The sequence below is a fragment of the Porphyromonas gingivalis ATCC 33277 genome, assembly GCF_000010505.1.
GTDB lineage: Bacteria > Bacteroidota > Bacteroidia > Bacteroidales > Porphyromonadaceae > Porphyromonas > Porphyromonas gingivalis.
Genome location: NC_010729.1, coordinates 1,135,898 through 1,155,594 on the forward strand (window position 1 = coordinate 1,135,898; position 19,697 = coordinate 1,155,594).

19 protein-coding genes and 1 tRNA gene are annotated in these 19,697 nt (G+C 47.0%); 18 read left to right on the forward strand and 2 right to left on the reverse strand.

The genetic code is table 11. The features are described 5' to 3' along the window. The first annotated feature begins 101 nt into the window (after window positions 1-101). From PGN_RS04895 to PGN_RS04935, 9 genes are all read left to right on the forward strand, one after another. Window positions 102-716 carry a thymidine kinase gene (locus tag PGN_RS04895; RefSeq protein WP_012457965.1) on the forward strand — a complete coding sequence of 205 codons (615 nt, stop codon included), beginning with the start codon at window positions 102-104 and terminating at the stop codon, window positions 714-716. After that, window positions 713-1,528, forward strand: coding sequence for a 5'-nucleotidase, lipoprotein e(P4) family (locus PGN_RS04900; protein WP_012457966.1), 816 nt, complete (start codon window positions 713-715; stop codon window positions 1,526-1,528). Before PGN_RS04895 ends, PGN_RS04900 begins: the two co-directional genes overlap by 4 nt. Window positions 1,529-1,566: 38 nt before the next feature. Then, window positions 1,567-1,902: a 30S ribosome-binding factor RbfA gene (gene rbfA, locus PGN_RS04905; protein WP_005875201.1), complete on the forward strand. Its 336-nt coding sequence runs from the start codon at window positions 1,567-1,569 to the stop codon at window positions 1,900-1,902. 27 nt (window positions 1,903-1,929) lie between these two features. After that, window positions 1,930-3,153, forward strand: coding sequence for an FtsX-like permease family protein (locus tag PGN_RS04910; RefSeq protein ID WP_012457967.1), 1,224 nt, complete (start codon window positions 1,930-1,932; stop codon window positions 3,151-3,153). Between the two features lie 145 nt (window positions 3,154-3,298). Then, complete coding sequence (locus PGN_RS04915) at window positions 3,299-4,036, forward strand: polyprenol monophosphomannose synthase (protein WP_012457968.1); 738 nt, start codon at window positions 3,299-3,301, stop codon at window positions 4,034-4,036. A gap of 10 nt (window positions 4,037-4,046) precedes the next feature. After that, entirely contained in the window at window positions 4,047-5,396 is a 1,350-nt protein-coding gene (locus tag PGN_RS04920; protein WP_012457969.1) for a dihydroorotase, read from the forward strand. Between the two features lie 166 nt (window positions 5,397-5,562). After that, the gene (locus PGN_RS04925) at window positions 5,563-6,318 is read left to right on the forward strand and encodes a hypothetical protein (RefSeq protein ID WP_004584150.1); all 756 of its coding nucleotides are present in this window, start codon (window positions 5,563-5,565) and stop codon (window positions 6,316-6,318) included. Continuing rightward, the gene (locus PGN_RS04930; RefSeq protein ID WP_005875177.1) at window positions 6,284-6,679 is read left to right on the forward strand and encodes a GtrA family protein; all 396 of its coding nucleotides are present in this window, start codon (window positions 6,284-6,286) and stop codon (window positions 6,677-6,679) included. The genes PGN_RS04925 and PGN_RS04930 overlap by 35 nt, the downstream gene beginning before the upstream one ends. Window positions 6,680-6,734: 55 nt before the next feature. Next, window positions 6,735-6,808 (forward strand) — tRNA-Ala (locus PGN_RS04935). Window positions 6,809-7,267: 459 nt separating this feature from the next. On the opposite strand, the gene PGN_RS04940 is transcribed toward PGN_RS04935, so the two are convergent. Continuing rightward, window positions 7,268-7,735, reverse strand: a complete 468-nt coding sequence (locus tag PGN_RS04940) for a hypothetical protein (RefSeq protein ID WP_230493617.1) — start codon at window positions 7,733-7,735, stop codon at window positions 7,268-7,270. A gap of 229 nt (window positions 7,736-7,964) precedes the next feature. Between PGN_RS04940 and PGN_RS04945 the strand changes: the two genes are divergently transcribed. The 5 genes from PGN_RS04945 (at window position 7,965) to PGN_RS04965 (ending at window position 13,153) form a co-directional block, all read left to right on the forward strand. Then, on the forward strand, window positions 7,965-8,678 hold the full coding sequence (locus tag PGN_RS04945) for a hypothetical protein (RefSeq protein WP_004584145.1): 714 nt from the start codon (window positions 7,965-7,967) through the stop codon (window positions 8,676-8,678). 347 nt (window positions 8,679-9,025) lie between these two features. Next, complete coding sequence (locus PGN_RS04950) at window positions 9,026-10,591, forward strand: lipopolysaccharide biosynthesis protein (RefSeq protein ID WP_012457973.1); 1,566 nt, start codon at window positions 9,026-9,028, stop codon at window positions 10,589-10,591. Between the two features lie 125 nt (window positions 10,592-10,716). Beyond that, window positions 10,717-11,289 (forward strand): FHA domain-containing protein, encoded by a 573-nt coding sequence (locus PGN_RS04955; RefSeq protein ID WP_005875195.1) that lies wholly within the window; start codon window positions 10,717-10,719, stop codon window positions 11,287-11,289. 54 nt (window positions 11,290-11,343) lie between these two features. Then, window positions 11,344-12,645: a serine dehydratase subunit alpha family protein gene (locus PGN_RS04960; protein WP_012457974.1), complete on the forward strand. Its 1,302-nt coding sequence runs from the start codon at window positions 11,344-11,346 to the stop codon at window positions 12,643-12,645. A gap of 16 nt (window positions 12,646-12,661) precedes the next feature. Beyond that, a complete protein-coding gene (locus PGN_RS04965) occupies window positions 12,662-13,153 on the forward strand; it encodes a DNA-deoxyinosine glycosylase (RefSeq protein ID WP_039417209.1) in 492 nt (163 codons plus the stop codon). 111 nt (window positions 13,154-13,264) lie between these two features. Here the strand turns inward: PGN_RS04965 and PGN_RS04970 are convergent, their stop codons facing one another. Continuing rightward, entirely contained in the window at window positions 13,265-13,717 is a 453-nt protein-coding gene (locus PGN_RS04970; protein WP_012457976.1) for a copper resistance protein NlpE N-terminal domain-containing protein, read from the reverse strand. A 1,024-nt stretch (window positions 13,718-14,741) separates the two neighbouring features. Here PGN_RS04970 and PGN_RS04975 point away from each other — a divergent pair. The 4 genes from PGN_RS04975 (at window position 14,742) to PGN_RS04990 (ending at window position 19,673) form a co-directional block, all read left to right on the forward strand. After that, entirely contained in the window at window positions 14,742-15,284 is a 543-nt protein-coding gene (locus PGN_RS04975) for a pyruvoyl-dependent arginine decarboxylase (RefSeq protein WP_004584135.1), read from the forward strand. Between the two features lie 126 nt (window positions 15,285-15,410). Next, window positions 15,411-17,636: a GH92 family glycosyl hydrolase gene (locus PGN_RS04980; protein ID WP_039417211.1), complete on the forward strand. Its 2,226-nt coding sequence runs from the start codon at window positions 15,411-15,413 to the stop codon at window positions 17,634-17,636. Window positions 17,637-17,815: 179 nt separating this feature from the next. Beyond that, window positions 17,816-18,064, forward strand: coding sequence for a DUF4492 domain-containing protein (locus PGN_RS04985; RefSeq protein ID WP_004584133.1), 249 nt, complete (start codon window positions 17,816-17,818; stop codon window positions 18,062-18,064). A gap of 19 nt (window positions 18,065-18,083) precedes the next feature. Beyond that, window positions 18,084-19,673: a cytochrome ubiquinol oxidase subunit I gene (locus PGN_RS04990; protein WP_012457978.1), complete on the forward strand. Its 1,590-nt coding sequence runs from the start codon at window positions 18,084-18,086 to the stop codon at window positions 19,671-19,673. The last annotated feature ends 24 nt before the right edge of the window (window positions 19,674-19,697 follow it).

Sequence of the window (19,697 nt, forward strand, 5' to 3'; positions counted from 1 at the left end):
CATAAAAGAGACCGCCCCTGCTCAGCCTCATTTTCGTATATTCCTTATAACCTCTTCAAGGGGAAACCTCTACCTTTACGGTCGGAATCAATTTCAGACCGATGGATTACGAAATAGAGAACAACCATGCCGACAGTATTCGCAGGGGAAGTATCGAAGTGATATGCGGCTCCATGTTCAGTGGCAAGACGGAAGAGCTGCTACGCCGTCTGCGGAGAGCTAAGATAGCGCGCCAGACGGTGGAGATATTCAAGCCGACCATCGATATACGCTACGACGAAACGGATGTCGTTTCGCATGACAAGAATGCTATCGCTTCCGCCCCCGTGGACAATTCGGCCAATATACTGCTGCTATCCTCCCAAGTGGATGTGGTGGGGATAGACGAAGCCCAGTTCTTTGATGAGGGTCTTGTGGAAGTAGCCCAGCAATTGGCCGATCAGGGTGTTCGCGTTGTGATCGCCGGATTGGACATGGACTTTCGACGTCAGCCTTTCGGACCTATGCCGGGCTTGTGTGCCATAGCCGACTCCGTGACCAAAGTTCATGCCGTGTGTGTGGAATGCGGCCGATTGGCCAGCTATTCTTTCCGTCGTGTCCAAGGCGATCAGCAAGTGATGCTGGGCGAACTGAACGAATACAGTCCCCTCTGCAGAACTTGCTACAGGAAATGCAGTTCTCCCCCACAAACAGAAGAAATCCATTCGACAATATGAATAGCAGACATCTGACAATTACAATCATTGCCGGCCTCTCCCTCTTTGTACTGACATTGGGCGGCTGCTCCGTAACCCAACAGGATCCGCAGTGGACTCTCGGCGGAAAGCTCTTTACTTCGGCGTGGATACAACGTTCGGCCGAATATCAAGCGCTTTGCATTCAGGCATACAACATCGCCACGGAAAGAGTGGACGCTCTACCGGCAGAACGTAAACAAGGAGATAGGCCTTATGCCATCGTAACGGACATAGACGAAACCATTTTGGACAATACGCCTAACTCCGTGTATCAGGCTCTCAGGGGCAAGGATTATGATGAAGAGACTTGGGGGAAATGGTGTGCACAGGCCGATGCCGACACACTGGCAGGAGCTTTGTCTTTCTTCCTCCATGCAGCGAACAAGGGGATCGAGGTCTTTTACGTCACCAACCGCAGAGACAATCTGCGCGAAGCAACTCTTCAGAACCTTCAGCGTTACGGATTCCCCTTTGCCGATGAAGAACATTTGCTTACGACCCATGGGCCATCCGACAAAGAACCCCGTCGGCTCAAAATACAAGAACAGTATGAAATAGTATTGCTCATAGGAGACAACTTGGGCGACTTCCACCACTTCTTCAATACGAAAGAAGAGTCCGGACGCAAACAGGCTCTGGGCCTGACAGCCGGGGAGTTTGGCCGGCACTTCATCATGCTGCCCAATCCCAACTACGGATCTTGGGAACCGGCATGGTACGGCGGGAAGTATCCGCCACTGCCCGAAAGAGACAAAGCACTCAAACAACTGCGCTCACAGAACAGCAGATAGCTCCTTAAGCAAACACATCGAATAGACAGACTCACACTATGGACAACAAACGACTAAGCAAAATAGAAAGACTGCTCCAGAAAGAACTCAGCGAGATATTCCTGCGGGATGCGAAATCCCTGCCGGGCGTAATAGTTTCGGTAACGAACGTACGTGTAAGCCCCGACCTCAGCATCGCACGTATACACCTGAGTATATTCCCATCCGAGAAGAGCAGCGAGATTCTTGAGAGCATCAAACACAATACAAAGACGATCCGTTATGACCTCGGGCAGCAAGTTCGTACCCAACTGCGCAAGATACCGGATTTGACATTCTACATAGATGACTCTCTGGATTATCTGGAGAATATAGACCGTTTGCTCAATCAATAAGACACGGTCGCTCTTTATCAAGACGTTGTGAACTTCCCTTTTTTCATAGCCCGCCGCTACCTGTTCTCCCGCAAAAGATTCAGTGCGGTCAATGTGGTTTCGCTCGTTTCAGCGATAGCTGTCTGCGTGGTCTCTTCGGCCTTGGTTTGTATCCTCTCTATTTTCAATGGGTACGAAGCTCTGATCATGACGCATTCGGCAGTAACGGATCCCCCTCTTATGATTCGTTCGGCAGACAATTCGCTGATAAAGGCAGATGATAAAACTCTGCTCACAGCTCTCGAAGCGGAAGGGATCGGTTCGTACAGCTTTATCCTCACCGGAGAAGGTCTTGTAAAGACGAAGTATCGACAGCAGGCTGTTTCTCTCATGGGTGTGGATGATCGCTATCCCCGCACTGTGAAGATAGACTCCATCGTCTTTGCAGGCACATTCGCTACGGATACGCTATCCGGAGCTACAGCTCTGAATGTCGGTGCAGCCATCGCAACAGAAATGCAGCTCGGTGCAGGCTTTGTAGAAGCTGTGGAGGTAATTGTTCCCCGTCGTATCGGGCTGATCAATCCACTTGTTCCGGCCGGTGCATTCAAGTCGCTCCAAGGACAAGTGGCCTCGGTATTTGCATCCGGCCTGCAACCCGAGGACAATTCCATCATCCTTTCCATAGACAGTCTGCGCAAACTGCTCGATTATTCGGATCATGAAGCAGAAGCCGTGGCCATACAGCTACAAACGGGTAGCGATGCAGAGCAAATAGCTCTCCACTTAAAAGAGACTCTGAGGGACAGCTACCAAGTACTCGATTTGGCCGGACAGCATCCCGAAATCACTCACTTGGTAGCGATGGAGAAGTGGATGAGCTACCTGATCCTCCTGTTTATCCTTGTACTTGCTACATTTAATATAGTCAGCAGCCTCTCCATGCTCCTTATAGAAAAGAAGGAAGACATCTATACGCTTCACTCAATGGGAGCAACATCTCAAACCATCTCTCGTATCTTTCGGATAGAAGGACTGCTCGTCTCCATGACGGGGGCAGCCATCGGCATTCTGATCGGTATAGGCTTGTGTGTGCTACAGCAGCAGTATGGCCTGATCACCCTGCAGATGGGCTTGGGTTCGGTGGCATATCCGGTAAGAATGGATGCAGCGGATCTGGTCATCATATTCCTGACGATATTCACACTCAGCTACTTAGCTGCCTATTATCCTGTCCACTACTTCATCAATCGCAGACTGAAAAATAGCTGACGAAAGGCCTCATTCGGGAATGAGGACCATGTGCAAAAGCTTTGGAACAAGGTGTTTGCGTATATCAAAGTTCGTATCTTTGTAGCAAAGGAGTGCCGGCTATGCCGATTAGATGTTCAGCAAACGAACTCGGAGAAAGTACACGATGACAGACAGTATAGTTATTATCCCTACCTACAATGAGCGGGAGAACGTGGCCAAAATGATAGAAACGGTCTTCGCTCTACCCAAAGCTTTCGATATTCTGATAATCGACGATGGATCGCCCGACGGAACGGCTGCGATCGTCAAAGAGAAACAGGCCATCTATCCCGAAAGACTTCATCTGGTCGAGAGACAAGGCAAATTGGGTCTGGGTACGGCCTACATAGCCGGATTCAAATGGAGCATCGCGCGAGGGTATGACTATATATTCGAGATGGACTGCGATTTCAGCCACCCGGTAGACAAGTTGATCGATCTATACAATGCCTGCGCCGGAGGAGAAGCCGATGTAGCGATCGGCTCGCGCTATGTATCGGGCGGAGGCGTCAAGGACTGGCCTAAAAGTCGCGTATGGATGAGCTACTACGCATCCGTATATGTGCGTCTCGTGACCTTGATGAATATATGCGACACGACTGCCGGATTTGTTTGCTATCGCCGCGAAGTTCTTGAAGCCATCGATCTTGATTCGGTACATTTCAAGGGCTACGCTTTCCAAATCGAGATGAAATACACGGCCTATTGTCTCGGATTTCGCCTGAAAGAGATACCCATCACTTTCGTCAATCGTGTTTTGGGAACGTCGAAAATGAACACTTCTATTTTCGGTGAAGCTTTTACGGGCGTGATCAAGCTACGCTACTGGCACTTATTCAAAGGATTTCCCAAAAGAAAATAGTACGAAAGAGATGAAAATTCTTCTTCGCAACGCACTTATCACCAACGAGGGAAAAACCTTCCCCGGTTCGGTGATGATTGATGGCGCATTTATCTCCCGTATTATCGAAGGAGAGCTACCCGCGGATGACAATCTCTCCGCCGATGAAGTCATAGAGTGTAGCGGTCTGAGGCTATTCCCCGGATGTATAGACGACCAAGTTCATTTCCGCGAGCCGGGACTGACGCACAAAGCTACCATCGCCTCTGAAAGCCGGGCAGCAGTAGCGGGCGGAGTCACTTCGTTTATGGATATGCCCAATACGAATCCTCCTACCACAACGTGGGAGCGACTGCTGGAGAAAAGGCAGATCGGTGCAGACACGGCATGGGCCAACTACGGCTTCTTCTTCGGTGGCACGAATGACAACATCGATGAGATCAAACGGGTGGACAAGCATCTGGTACCCGGTCTGAAGCTATTCCTCGGTTCATCTACCGGCAATATGCTTGTGGACAATAAGGAAACGCTGGAGAAAATATTCGGAGAATGCGACCTGCTCATCGCCACGCACTGTGAAAAAGAGGAAATCATCCGAGCCAACAAAGAGCACTACAAAGCCAAATACGGGAATGATTTGGACATACATTTCCATCCTCTCATCCGTAGTGAAGAGGCTTGTTACCGCTCATCGGCAGAAGCGGTGGAGCTGGCCGAGAGGATGAATGCCCGTCTGCACATCCTGCATCTATCGACAGAGAAAGAACTGAGTCTCTTCCGCAACGATATACCCACAGCACAAAAGCGAATCACGTCGGAAGTCTGTGTACACCATTTGTGGTTCAGCGATACCGACTACGGCAGACTTGGCAACAGGATCAAATGGAATCCGGCCATCAAAAAAGAATCGGATAGGGAAGCCCTTCGTGCAGCCGTGCGCAATGGACGTATCGATATTATAGCTACGGATCATGCCCCGCATCTGCTAAGAGAAAAAGAAGGCAGTTGCTTGCAGGCTGCATCCGGCGGGCCACTCGTGCAGCACTCCTTGCTCGCCTTGCTCGAACTCTGCAATCAAGGCATATTCAGCATCGAAGAAATAGTAAGCAAAACGGCTCACATACCGGCCACTCTCTTCGCCATAGAGAAGAGAGGATACATTCGTCCGGGCTACTATGCCGATCTGGTGCTTGTGGATCCGTCATCTCCTCACACCGTATCTGCGGATAATATACTTAGCCTCTGCGGATGGTCTCCTTTCGAAGGCTTCACCTTCAGTCACAGTGTCGCATACACTTTTGTCAATGGATGCTTGGCATATGCCAAGGGGAGATTAGCCGAAAGCAGACCCACGGTACATCCACTATTCTTCAACAGATAGGAGATTCGTATTCTTCTCTCGTCGTTCCGTTTTGTCTTGCACATTGTCTAATCTTTGCCTATCATTGCTCACGCCGGACAGTTGATGTATCGAATATGGCTATCAAGTCCATAAAGATCTTCTAAACAGGTTACGGCCACAGTATAATATTTGCCCCTCAATCGTCATGGAAGAAGAAAGACAGCAATCACCGCTCGAAGGCCTGTCGGAAGAAGCTCTCAAACACGTCCATCAGCTTGATGAGCCTATTCCGATAGAATTGCAAGCCTCTTATTTCCGTTTGTCAGCAGAGATGCGCAGACGTGGCATACAGCTTAGCGAGAACGAAGTCCAAGATGCAGAGCAGCTATTGTTCGATCCCGTACTTTCGGACGACATCAAGAAAATGACTCTGCTGCGCCTTGCCATCACTGGCAACATCACTGTATTCAGGATTATCGAACGCTATCTCGAATCCGCTCCCGACTCGATGAGGCCTTGGGCTTTGATGGCCCAGCTGGAAGCTCGCATAGGTATCCTATCCGATCTGGTAGACGAGAAGCAGCTGGTCATAACCAGTGGTCTGGGCGGCCATGATGGCATGATGCGCTTCATGGCCTTTCTCCATACGGACAAACTGCAAGACTTCGAACACTATCAGGAAGAACTGATAGAGAAGGAGTTGCTATACCGTATCGGCAAAGCATCCGGTGAAGTAGAACGGCTGGAGATGCACAACAACTATTTGCTCCTGACCTTCCTCGTCCCGATCAACTATGATCTGCGAAACTTCTTCTCGTCCTTCATCGCCGAGTGCAATCAGTTCGGCCACTTTCTGTCCACCACGTTTATCATCACCAATACCCAACTGCTTACCCCGCAGGGCGCCCAAGTAGCCCTGAAGAAATATGCCGAAGAAAACGACCTTCCTGCAACTAATTAAATATGGTATCGTGGGCGTATCCAATACGCTCATTTCCATGATTGTAATCTTCCTGCTACTCAAAATCGCCGGTATGAAAGACGGTCCGGCCAATCTGATCGGTTATATAGCAGGACTCATCAATAGCTTCATTTGGAATCGTAAATGGACATTCCGGAGCCGGACCTCTTGGAGGCAGACATTCGTACCATTCATCCTGATGTTCGTAATATGCTATGCACTCCAATACGGACTTCTGATGTGGCTCAACGAATACTCCACCTCCTACGACAAGTATTACAACCACCTGATAGGAATGGCCTTTTTCACCATTATCAATTTCCTTGCCAATAAGTTCATTACATTCGGCAAAGAACGGTAGTGCGATATTTGGACAATAGAGAAAACTCTTTATCTTTGCAGCGCAATAAACCAATGGGGTATTAGCTCATCTGGCTAGAGCGCGACACTGGCAGTGTCGAGGTGAGCGGTTCGAGTCCGCTATACTCCACCCCCAAAGAAGGTGCAAACCGGCAGTCGATGCAGTTTGCACCTTTTTCTTTTGTCCCCATCGGATGCTTTTCCTCCCGTCCCTATCTCGACAATCTTCCAAAAGAAAAGCCGAAAGACAATAATCCCTATCAACATAATTACGAAAGACAGAAGTGATTGTGTTATAGGCGCTTAGAAGGAAATTGCATTGTTTCCAAAACTCTCTTTTGGACATTGACACACAGGCTGAAAACCATGGCCAAACCAAAGTATATAGTTTGGCTTTATCAAAGTATATAGTTTGGTTCGACCAAAGTATATAGTTTAGTTCAACCAAACTATATAGTTTAGTTTCACCAAAGTATATAGTTTGGTTTGACCGAACTATATGGTTTGTTTCAGGAGCATTTTGAGCTTTCTTTCCTCAAGATATAATGCACTATAAATCAACCTCTTATTCCTTCTTTCCTGTAGGATGTCATTTCTGACTGCGACATACACTTTTGCCTTCCGCCATCTTCCCGCAAAGGAAATCGTACCGGAGGGCAATTTTTCTTGAAAACTCTATAAACTCACAATGTGTACTATAATCTTGGGTAAATTTCCCGATAGGCATGATCCAATAGTAATGGGTAAACATTCCCGTTTCGTTGGGGTTTTCTTCTCCCAAAATACCTGTCAAAACGGACAAAGCCCTCTCGTAATCTTCCGGAAGATGCTCTTTCAACAGTGAGGCGAAGATGGGGATTCGCCGGGTATATGTTTTCCCAACGACATGATTTTCAACACTTTGGATGAAGCTATCCCGATCGAAATCAGGATAGACAATCATGATCTTATCGGATAATAATTCGGCCAAATTCCGGCTAAACATTTCGGTAATACCATAAGCCAAGCCTTCGGAGTTGTAAAGAAGAAATTTATTTAACAAAATGTTGTTTTTCATATTATTTTTCATCAAATTTGCATCAGAGGAAACAAGCTTGGCAAGCTTATGGACAAATTAAGTTGTAGGGTTCGCCTTATCCGGCATCATTTCCCATTGGTGGCAATAAAACTATTACCCGATTCACTTCGGATACAACCGCTGATCTGAAAATTAATTTGACCTCTCTAAACGAAATTTTTCATTCAGAATTCGATAACTCTTATTAATCAACCAAACGGAAAAGGATATGAACAAAAAGAACATTATCATCGGATCAATCATCGCAGTACTCGCCATACTGCTTATCACCTCTTTCTTGTGGAATAGAGATGTACGTAATAAATTGCGGATCGCTCAGCACAATGTGGAAGCCGCGTTGGACTCCATTCGTTACCTCAAAGATGCCAATGGAAATCTCTATGCGGAAAAGAAATCGTTCATCGCCACTATCAGCGAATTGAAAGAACTGAACACTGAGATGTACGAGAATATCCAGTCTTTGCAAAAGAAACTGCAAAAGAAAATTCTGGCAGGCTCCGATATAGGCGTAGTCGTAGTGGACACCATTTATCAGGACAAGATCATCGAATACACGTTAGACAGTCTGGTAAATATCCCCTTCTCCGATCAGACCATCAATGCCAACAGCCTCGTTCGCATACATCGGGACAATATCCGTCTACAACAATTCACATACAACTTGGACATTCCGCTCGAAGTCTATTTCACAAAAGACTATCAGATCATCGCTCGCAGTAAGAACGAAAACGTGACATTCAGCAAGCTCAACAGCTTTATCGACCCCTCCGTTACGAAGTATCGCAATCGCAAAAGATGGGGATTCGGTATTCAGGCCGGTGTAGGCTTCATGCCAGGCTACGACCTCGTAAGGAAAGACCTTGTACCTGCCGTAGGCCCTTATCTCGGTGTAGGTATCAGCTATCACATCCTACAGTGGTAAGAAAGCAAAAGGTTCCTTGAAAATAGGACAAAAGCAAGGCAGTGCTAATCCGATAGCAGCTTGCCCTGCTTTTCATAAATCTCCGATAGAATGAGTACTTTACCCCATAGTTAGTGAGTCTTTTGAACTACAACGAAGTAATGATTTAGGGCTGACTCCGGAGTTGGAATCAGCCCTTATTTCCGGCCCAAAGAAATCGGATGAAAACCAAACATTCAGAACACCCCTCGAAACTTTATATCCTAAACGTATCAAACCTTTGCACTTCAGGGCGGAATGTACGATACAGCCATTTTTAGCACGCGCCAATACGGCTTAAAAGTATTGTAGTATCTTTATGGTCTGTTATGGGAACACATATAAAAAGCCGTACAGCCAATAGCCTGCAAAATACAAAGGTTTCTTTGTTTTTTTATCTTCTTATACTGGTAACTACTTTTTTTTCTCGTAAAGTTTTTATCAATTCTCTTGGCACAGAGATACTGGGCTTGAATACGACGATTACCAATTTATTAGGGCTTTTGAACCTATCAGAATTAGGAATCGGAACTGCCGTATCCTTTGCATTGTTCAAGCCCCTGCTGGACGGCAATCGGAAGAATATCAGCGAAATAGTATCTGTTCAGGGATGGTTATACAGGAATATAGCTCTTTTGATAATTATCGTGGGGGCTATTCTTATGTTTTTCTTCCCTTGGATATTTCAAAAAACAGATCTGCCTTTATGGTATGCGTATTCCACTTATTTAGTCTTCCTGACTTCTTCTCTTTTGGGTTATTTTATCAATTACAGGCAGATTATTCTATCTGCTGATCAAAAACAATATAAGATAACGTATATAACCAAAGGTCTGACTTTTCTGAAACTTACTATCCAGATCATTCTACTCTATTTTTCTATTGGGGGATATAAAGGCTGGTTGTTGGTAGAATTGGTATTCGCCTTTGCAACAGCATTTCTTCTGGAATATTCTGTCCGAAAAACTTATCCTTGGCTCAAAACCTCCTGTTATGTCGGGAAAAGAGTATATAAGGAGTATGGAGAAATCCTGACAAAGATCAAGCAGCTCTTTTTCCACAAGGTTGCGGGCTATGTGCTCAATCAGACCTCGCCTATAATCATCTATGCTTATACCACCTTAACGCTCGTTGCTATCTATGGCAACTATATGCTTATAGTAGCAGGGGTAATTTCCCTTTTGGTCGCAATTTTCAGTGGTATCATACCAACTTTAGGAAATCTCATTGCTGAAGGAAAAAGAAAATCGATTCTAAAAATTTTCGGAGAGTATTTTGCCTGCCGAATGCTTATAGCCGGAATTGCGACCTACTGTTTATGGATCGGAGGAAACGGTTTTATGGTCTTGTGGATGGGCTCCGAGTATCTTTTGGAAAAACTTCCTTTCGTCTTGATCGTCGGTATTACTTTCGCCGGTATGACCCGTGTCAGTGATGATTTCCTGGCTGCTTATGGTCTTTTCAGAGATATATGGGCTCCCATTTCTGAGGCCGCTCTCAATTTGGGTCTATCTATTTTATTGGGACATTTCTTTTCTTTATCGGGTATTTTATCCGGAGTCCTTATCAGTCTGATACTCGTAGTTCACATTTGGAAGCCCTACTTCTTGTGCAAAAACGGCCTGTTGATCCCTGTCAGCAAATATTATCTGAAATACATACTGTACTGCTCTATTACCCTCTTATCAGGATTTGCTACTTATTGGTTGCTTGGTGCAGCTAATCGAGATGAAGCGTTTTCTTTCATCCCATGGGCTATATTTTTGTTCAAACACATGGTTTTGTTCTCTCTTATCTCATACTCTATCGCTTTTCTACTGGACAAAGGCATGAAGGATTTTTCCCAACGCGTATTATACATAATCAAGGAAAAGCTAATCAAGAAAAACGAATAGAAAGCCTACCTCCATATCCGATTGTACCTGAGAGTGGAATGTGCAGGAACTCGTGCGGCTACCTCTTCTTTTTTGGGTACATAAACAATGATTACTTTTGCACACGAGAAAATAACGTCTTTTTAATGAAAAGAGTCTTTTGTCCGAAATGTGACGGTGCTATCACGATTAGCCGTGAAACTCTCTCTCAGGCATCGCCAAACGGTTCTTTGTCATTGCTCTGTCCGCATTGTTGTCATCAGTTGCGCATTCGGCTGGTAAGCAAATCCGACAACTCGCACAATCACAAAACAGAGCAAGAGGAACAAGAATTGGCACAGGAGCTCGACCGAAGCCGCGGATACATAGTCGTATTGGAAAATATATTCGGATATCGGCAAGAATTTGCGCTCAGAGAAGGAGACAACGGGATAGGACGTCGCAACAAAGACTCGGTCGTGGACATTGCAGTATTGACCGGTGATCCAAGTATGGGACGACACCACTGCATACTTCGAGTGACCCCGAAAAAAGACGGATCTTTTCTTTATTCGATTGCCGATGACGATAGTCTTGTAGGTACTTTTGTCGGAGGACGTCTTCTGGACAAAAAAGAATGGTGCAGACTGAACGATGGCGATGTGATTACGATGGGGGCTACCAGTGCCATATTGTACACATCGGATCACAAAGACACCGAATCCGAGGAGAAGAATTAACAATCAAGTATAAGACAGGCCAGTCCAAAGAGCCTTTTCAATATCACGTTCAAAATGGATACACCAACCCAACAACGAATTATCAGTCTCATTAAGAAAGAAGTAGTTCCGGCCACAGGCTGTACCGAGCCGGTTGCCGTTGCTCTTGCTGCTGCTCAAGCTGCTTCGCTCATGGAGCAACGACCGGACCATGTAGAGGTACTGCTCAGCCCCAATATACTCAAGAATGCCATGGGCGTAGGCATCCCCGGAACGGGAATGATCGGACTACCGATAGCCATAGCTCTTGGAATCGTCGTAGCAGACCCGACCAAACAACTCAAAGTGCTCGATGGAATTGCACCGGAACAGCTTGAGGAGGCCAAGAAAATCGTCGACGATAAGATTATACAAGTAGCAGTCAAACAGGGTGATATAGACAAATTGTATATCGAAATCAATATGTCGGCCGGTTCCGAATCGGCATCAACGATCATTGAAAAAATCCATACCAATATCATCTATGCTGCACACAATGGCCAAGTCGTCATCGATGGCCGGCATGATACAGCGGACAAGAACGAGAGTGCATCATCCGAGTCGGAGGAGGAGATCACACTATCCTTCGAGATGGTATACGACTTTGCCATGAATACACCCACGGAAGAGATCGAATTCATCTTGGAAGCTGCTCGCCTCAATCGACATGCCAGCGAAGTATCCATGAAGGGCAATTACGGCCATGCCGTAGGACGAATGATACAAGGTTCTTTGGGACGCCGCTATCTTGGCGACAGCTCTCTTACCCGCATGCTTACTTATACAAGCTCGGCATGCGATGCACGTATGGATGGTGCTCCGGTAACGGTCATGAGCAATTCCGGCAGTGGTAATCAAGGTATTACGGCCACATTGCCCGTACTTTCATTTGCTGAAGACGAGCAGGCCGATCATGAAAGAACGGTAAGGGCTTTGGTCTTGAGCAATCTTATGGTGATCTACATCAAGCAGAAGCTCGGCCGTCTGTCAGCTCTCTGTGGCTGTGTAGTGGCTGCAACGGGATCAAGCTGCGGACTCTGTTATCTGATGGGAGGCACTAAAGAGCAAATCGGATTTGCCATCAAAAACATGATCGGCAATATCACCGGCATGCTTTGCGATGGAGCCAAGCCGAGCTGTAGCATGAAAGTATCCAGCGGAGTCAGCTCCGCCATGTTCTCTGCACTGCTGGCCATGGAGAAAAAGGTAGTGACCAGCAACGAGGGGATCGTGGACGATGATGTAGACCAAAGCATCGACAACCTCACAAGCATAGGCCGGGATGGCATGAACGCCACCGATACCCTTGTGCTCAACATCATGACCAGCAAAAAGTAAAGCCTCTCTCCCTCGTATGGCTTCCGTGCATAAGCAATCTTTCCCACCCATCGAAGACGGGCATCTGGAAATACTCATATTGGGTAGTCTGCCCGGTGATGAATCTATCCGCAGAGGGCAATACTATGCTCATCCCCGCAACCGCTTTTGGCCTTTGATGGCAAAAATGCTGGGAAAACCCCTACCCGATGACTATGCAGAACGAACCGAGATATTGCTTTCGGCACATATCGGTCTGTGGGATGTAGCCCATTCGGCTATTCGCAAGGGAAGTGCGGATATTCAGATCTGTGACGAAGAGCCCAATGACATACGCTCTCTGATCGAACGAAATCCACGATTGCACACGATTGCATTCAACGGAAAAAAAGCAGAAGCAATGTTCAGAAAGCATTTTCCCCAAACACCGGATGTCCGTTGCCTGCTCATGCCGAGTACAAGCCCTGCCAATGCCGGAAAGACCTTAGACCTCTTAGTGAAAGATTGGAATAGGATCTTTTCTCTCTGATAAAATCCTACTGTAAAGAAAAAGGGTTGTGACAATGGATAAAACCATATTCACAACCCTTTTCATTATCAGGGCAGACCGCCTAAGACGGTTTTTCACTCGCAATCTTGATTATTTCTGCTTGGCCAATACGTAGAAAGGAGCCATCTTTTCATCCTGAACTCCGTCATACTGCAACGAATCGGCTGTCGCGTTCAACACAAGCCGAAGAGGAGAAACTTCTCCTTCCCTTGCAAGAGATACCGTGTCGCCACTAATGGTAAAAGCACCGCTATTCGTAGATCCGGAACCGTCTTCTTTTCCACCCTTGGCTACTTCTTCCAGAGCAAAAGTTCTGTCTGCATTCAATACCAACTTAACATCGAATCCCTCTGCATCGGCAGCAGGAATAAGGCCTGTATAGGTACCTACAAAGCGCTCTACATCGGCAGCAGCCGCAGCCTCTACCTGTGCTATAGAATCAGCAATACGTGCGCTATCGGCAGCAGCATCCTGCTCATTTTTATTTCCGCCACAAGCAACCAATGCAACGCTCAACATGGCGAAACCAAGAATTTTTTTCATCTCTTTTCTTGTTTTAAAAACATTAATTATTACTCAACGTGATTGCGAATTCCACCAACGATGAGACCCGCCTATCACGATGCAAAATTACAGTTTTTTTTATATGTAGCTCATTTTCATTCGGATTCCTTCGCTACAGTACTGTCGGGCAGTGCTGTAACGACATCAGCCAATTCACTGTTCGGTTCTTTTTCTACCTTTGTATTCGATAAGGCTTACATCGGCAAAAATACATGGCATCCGAAAGCCTTATTGCATGAATATAATTACAAGACACAAACGGCAAAATATATATACATGTATCCGACTCCTCACACACTTCACCGGCCTCTCCGGCTTATCCTATCTTGCCCTATATCATACGATTGCAACACACAGAAGAAAAGTACACCTCAATGAAAAATAAAGTGGAATAATCACAGCACAGTCCACCTGCAATATAAGGCACCCACCCGAGTTCGGTCGCAAACTTCGGGTGGGTGCCTCTTTTATTCCGGTCCTCAAAGCAGCCTTTTGGGCTACGATTTATATACAAATCACTTTTGATTTATATATTTATTGAAAACCATTTATATATAAATTGAAATCGTTTTATATACAAATCGAAAATGATTTATATATAAATCGTGATCCAAACTCCGGAAAAGCAGATTCCGATCATAGGGAGCCTGTTTTCTCTTCTTTTTCACCTCAAAATCCGGTTCTTTTTAAGTGCTTATTTAGAATCATTCCAAACTCGTCTTCGTTGTTGAAAACTTTTTTTGGCACGTATTTTTAATGAAATGCGGATGACATTCTTCCATGGGGAGGACAGTGCTTTCAATACATATCCAACCCCTCTCACCTAAAGCCGGATCGAACAAAACGGCTCATCACTATGTCGAATAAAGAAAAACAGGACTTCCCTCCGCAGATTTGCAAGGGGAAAAGTGCTATAAACCTTCATCGGATATAGACGGAATAATCCTATCTTTGCGAGACGAAACAGTGTAAGTACTAACAACATATCAAGGACAATTACAAAATGAGCAAACTTGTAGGGAATCTCATCCCCAACACTTTCTTCATTACCAAGGGTAGTGGCGAGTCTGATCTGGAACTGCATGCCGGTTCGTATCACATGGCTTTGTTCGACGCCGGGATCTCGGACTTCAATATCATGACTTACTCCTCCGTACTGCCTGCGACAGCTCATTTGGCCACAATGGACGAAATAGACCTGCCGCCTTTCGGTTCTGAACTGAAAACGATCATGGCCGTTTCGCACGGCTATCAGGACGAATTCGTTTCGGCCGGAGTGGTGTATGCATGGATGTACAAGGATGAGAATTTCGACGAGAAGGCCGGAGGCCTCGTATGCGAGGTTAGCGGACGCTACCGTATCGAAGAGCTGGAGTCCCGTCTGATCCGCGTTATCAACGATCTGCACCAGAAGACCTACAGCCAATACTACCTCGGAGAGCTGAACTTCATCACCGAGGGTATCACGATCGAGAAGCGATACGGTACGGCTTTGGCCGGTTTGTGTTTCATGGATTTCATCCAACCCGAAGTACAGAAAAAGTAGTCCTCCCACAGCATAGCTGTCTGCATTCCCAAGCAGCTTAGCATACAGCCATGGTTTTCTCCTGCTTTGAGGTAGGCGTAAATCATGGTTGTTTTTTATTTTATCTCATTTTATCCTGATCCAACGATGCGCTTTCTCCCCTACCCCATAGCTTTTCTTTCCATTATTCTCTTGCTTTCATGTGCAGGCCGCAAAAGAGGAAAAGATATTGACTTCACAAAGTATGTGAATCCCCTTATCGGAACCGACTGGGTAGGCAATACATACCCGGGGGCTACGGTTCCTTTCGGTATGGTACAGCTAAGCCCTGACAACGGGAAAAGCGGCTGGGACTATATAGCCGGATACTATTATCCCGACACGATGATAGCAGGCTTCAGCCATACGCATCTGAGCGGAACAGGTGCGGGCGACCTCTATGACATTCGCTTTATGCCAATCGGCAAAAGTTCTCCGGATGAAGTCGTCCCTAAGGACCACATACGGACTTCATTCAGCCACAAAAACGAAAAAGCCGAATCCGGATATTATGCCGTGAGGTTGGACAATGGTATCAAGGTGGAGCTGACGGCCACCGAACATTGTGGCATTCAACGCTATACAATTCAGGACTCCATACTGGAAGTTCGCCTCGATCTCAATAGCACGATGAATTGGGACAGGACGACAGACAGCCGTCTGCAGCTGATCGACAGCCACACGATAAGCGGTTATCGCTTCTCGGACGGTTGGGCACGGGATCAGCGCATATTCTTCCGCAGCAGATTTTCTCTTCCGATAGAGCAGTTCACGATAGACAGTGTACCCCAATATGCCAATAACGATACGACACAAATCATTGGTTACGGCCTTGTAGCCCACCTTTCGTTTTTAATAGCCAAGTCCGACAGCACGCTGACGATCTCCACCGCCCTATCGGGTGTGGACGAAAAGGGAGCGGCTAACAATCTGGCGAAAGAAGCTCCCCACCACGATTTCGACCTCTACCGTGCGGAAACATCGCTGCTGTGGCAACGTGCCTTGTCGCGTATAGTGGCGGAAAAAGGAAAATCGCCCCGAGTGGACACCATTTTCTATACCGCGCTCTATCACAGTCTGCTCTGCCCGACGGTTTTCAGCGATGCAGATGGCCGTTACAGAGGAGCGGACAAAAAGATCCATACGCTAAAGACGGCACGCAAACACTACGGTACCTTCTCGCTTTGGGACACCTACCGAGCTGCCCACCCCCTGTACAACATCCTTTTTCCCGAACGTGCAGCCGATATGGCAGAAAGTCTCGTCGCTTTCGGTGAGCAAAACGAAGGGCTGCTGCCCGTTTGGACGATGTGGGCCGGAGAAACCGGTATGATGATTGGCTACCATTCCATACCGGTCATCGTAGAAGCCTATCGGAAAGGCAATTACAAAGAGAATCCGCAGCGCATCATGCGCCTGTTGGTTTCGACCATGGAAAAAACCGGCAGAACCGATATGGACAATTATCGTCGTTTGGGCTATGTGCCGGCCGACTGTACGAACTGGAGCTTGAGCAAGACGATGGAATACGCCTACGACGATGCCTGCATCGCACTCTTTGCAAGGGAAAACGCAGCGGCAGCCAAGCGGTCGATGGCATATGCGCACCACGCCAAGGCATACCAAGAGGTATATGATCCGGCAAGCGGTTTCTTCAGACCCAGATTAGCATCGGGGGAATGGAAATTTCCTTTCGATCCTTTCGAATACACTGAGGACATCACAGAGAGTAATGCTTGGCAATATCTCTTCGGAGTCCAGCATGATACAGAAGGCCTCATGGAACTGATGGGCGGTGCAGATTCGATGGCTCGCCGTCTTGACCTCTTTTTCGGCACTCCTACTCCCTCTCATATAGCATTGCCGATTTTCAGTACGGGAATGATCGGACAATATGCCCACGGCAATGAGCCGAGCCATCACGTGGCTTACTTGTACAACAAGGTATCGCAGCCATGGAAAGGAGCGGGGATAATACGCCGCATCCTGACAGAACTATACAAAAATACCCCTGACGGCCTATGCGGAAACGAAGACTGCGGCCAACTTTCTGCTTGGTACGTATTCTCAGCCCTGGGGTTCTATCCGGTGGATCCGATAAGCGGCCATTACGAACTGGGATCACCCCTGTTCGAACATGTGACTATCCCTCAGCCCAATGGTCGTATCTTTCGACTGACGGCTCACAATCTAAGTGAGAAGAACCGATATATCGAGTCCGTAAAAGTGGATGGCAAACCCTATCACAGGTCATATATCACATGGAATCAGATTCGATCCGGTGCGCATGTGGAGCTTTTCATGACCTCTCGCGAGGGACATTGCTGGTATTGATTTGGTACTTGATGATCTTTCAAAAACAAACAAAACAATGACTCCATTGAGCCGAATGTGATATTTTGGAGAGGAAACGCGTCCACAAAAACAATTCCCATCCTATATTTGTAAGAAAGCTGTATCACCACAGCAAAATCGAGACCTGCACGGTTTTTCATTTTTGAATCGAAAAAACTATGACAACAATCAAAGCAAAGCGCGAGAACTTGTTCATGCGTATAGCTCGCTTTTATATAGATGGCTTCAGGAATATGAAATTGGGAAAGACGCTATGGGCTATTATCCTCATCAAACTATTCATCATGTTCGCCATCCTGAAAGTATTCTTCTTCCCGAACTTTCTGAAGCAACAGGTCGGTAGCGACAGCACTGCCAAATCCGAATATGTGCAGCAGGAACTTATCAAACGTGGAATAAACCCCTAAAACATTAAGATATAAGCGTATGATTATGAATTTAGATGCCTTAGTAAGCTGGTCACGTGCACAGTTTGCTCTTACAGCCATGTATCACTGGCTGTTTGTTCCGCTGACACTGGGATTGGGTGTCATCATGGCTATCGTGGAGACCATCTATTATCGCAATGGCAAACCGGAGTGGAAGCGTTATGCCCAGTTCTGGCAGAAGCTATTCGGTATCAACTTTGCGATCGGTGTGGCCACAGGAATCATTCTCGAATTCGAGTTCGGTACCAACTGGTCTAATTACAGTCTCTTTGTGGGCGATATCTTCGGAGCGCCATTGGCCATCGAAGGTATTTTGGCTTTCTTCATGGAGGCTACTTTTATTGCCGTTATGTTCTTTGGCTGGAACAAGGTGAGCAAAGGTTTTCACCTAAGTGCCACATGGCTGACCATCATCGGAGCCAGCTTGTCAGCCGTATGGATTCTTATCGCCAATGCATGGATGCAGGAGCCGGTAGGAATGACCTTCAACCCCGATACGATGCGCAACGAAATGACGGATTTCTGGGCTTTGGTATTCTCTTCCACTGCGATCAATAAGTTCTGGCACACGATCTCTTCCTGCTGGACTCTCGGATCCGTATTTGCTTTGGGCGTATGTGGCATCTACCTGCTGCGAAAGGATGACAAACACAAGGACTTTGCTCTCAAAAACATCAAGATCATCGCTCCATTCGGCTTGGCTGCTTCGCTTATCACAGCTTTCACCGGCGACACCTCTGCCTACAACGTGGCACAAAAGCAACCGATGAAGCTCGCTGCCATGGAAGGTCTGTACGATTCCGGACAGACGGACAAAGATGGACTCACTGCCGATGGCAAGGGTCTTCCGCTCAGTCTCTTCGGCATCCTCAATCCGGCGAAAGAAACACCGCAGGACGATAAGGAAGCTTTTCTCTTCAACGTATCGGTTCCGCGCGTACTCTCTGTCTTGGGAACTCGCAACCCCAGTGGTTATGTACCGGGTATCAACAACATCCTCGAAGGCGGCTATGTAAAGGCCGATGGCACTACCGCTATTCCGGTGGATAGTATGATGCAGCGCGGACGCAGAGCGATCATGGCTCTGAACGACTACAGCAAGGCCAAACAAGCCGGCGACATGGAAGCTGCCCTACAGCACAAATCCGTTATAGACGAGAATTTCCCCTATTTCGGCTATAGCTATATCCAGCACAAGAACGACATAGTCCCCCCCATTGGGCTGACCTACTACAGCTTCCGTATCATGGTGGGACTCGGTATGCTGTTCATCCTGTTATTCCTCATGGCATGGCTCCTGAGCTTCAAACCGGAAAAATTCAGCAAAATGCGATGGTTCCACATGATCGCTATCGTATGTATGCCTCTTGCATGGGTAGCCAGTCAGAGTGGCTGGATCGTAGCGGAAGTGGGACGTCAGCCGTGGACAATCCAAGATTTATTGCCCGTACAGGCAGCCGTATCCAAACTGGAAGCCGGCTCCGTGATCATCACCTTCTTTGTTTTCCTCGTACTCTTCTCTGCTTTGCTCGTTGCCGAGCTGAATATCATGCGCAAGGCGATCAAGAAAGGCCCCGAGACGGAATAACGCTAACGAATCCCGATCTATTCA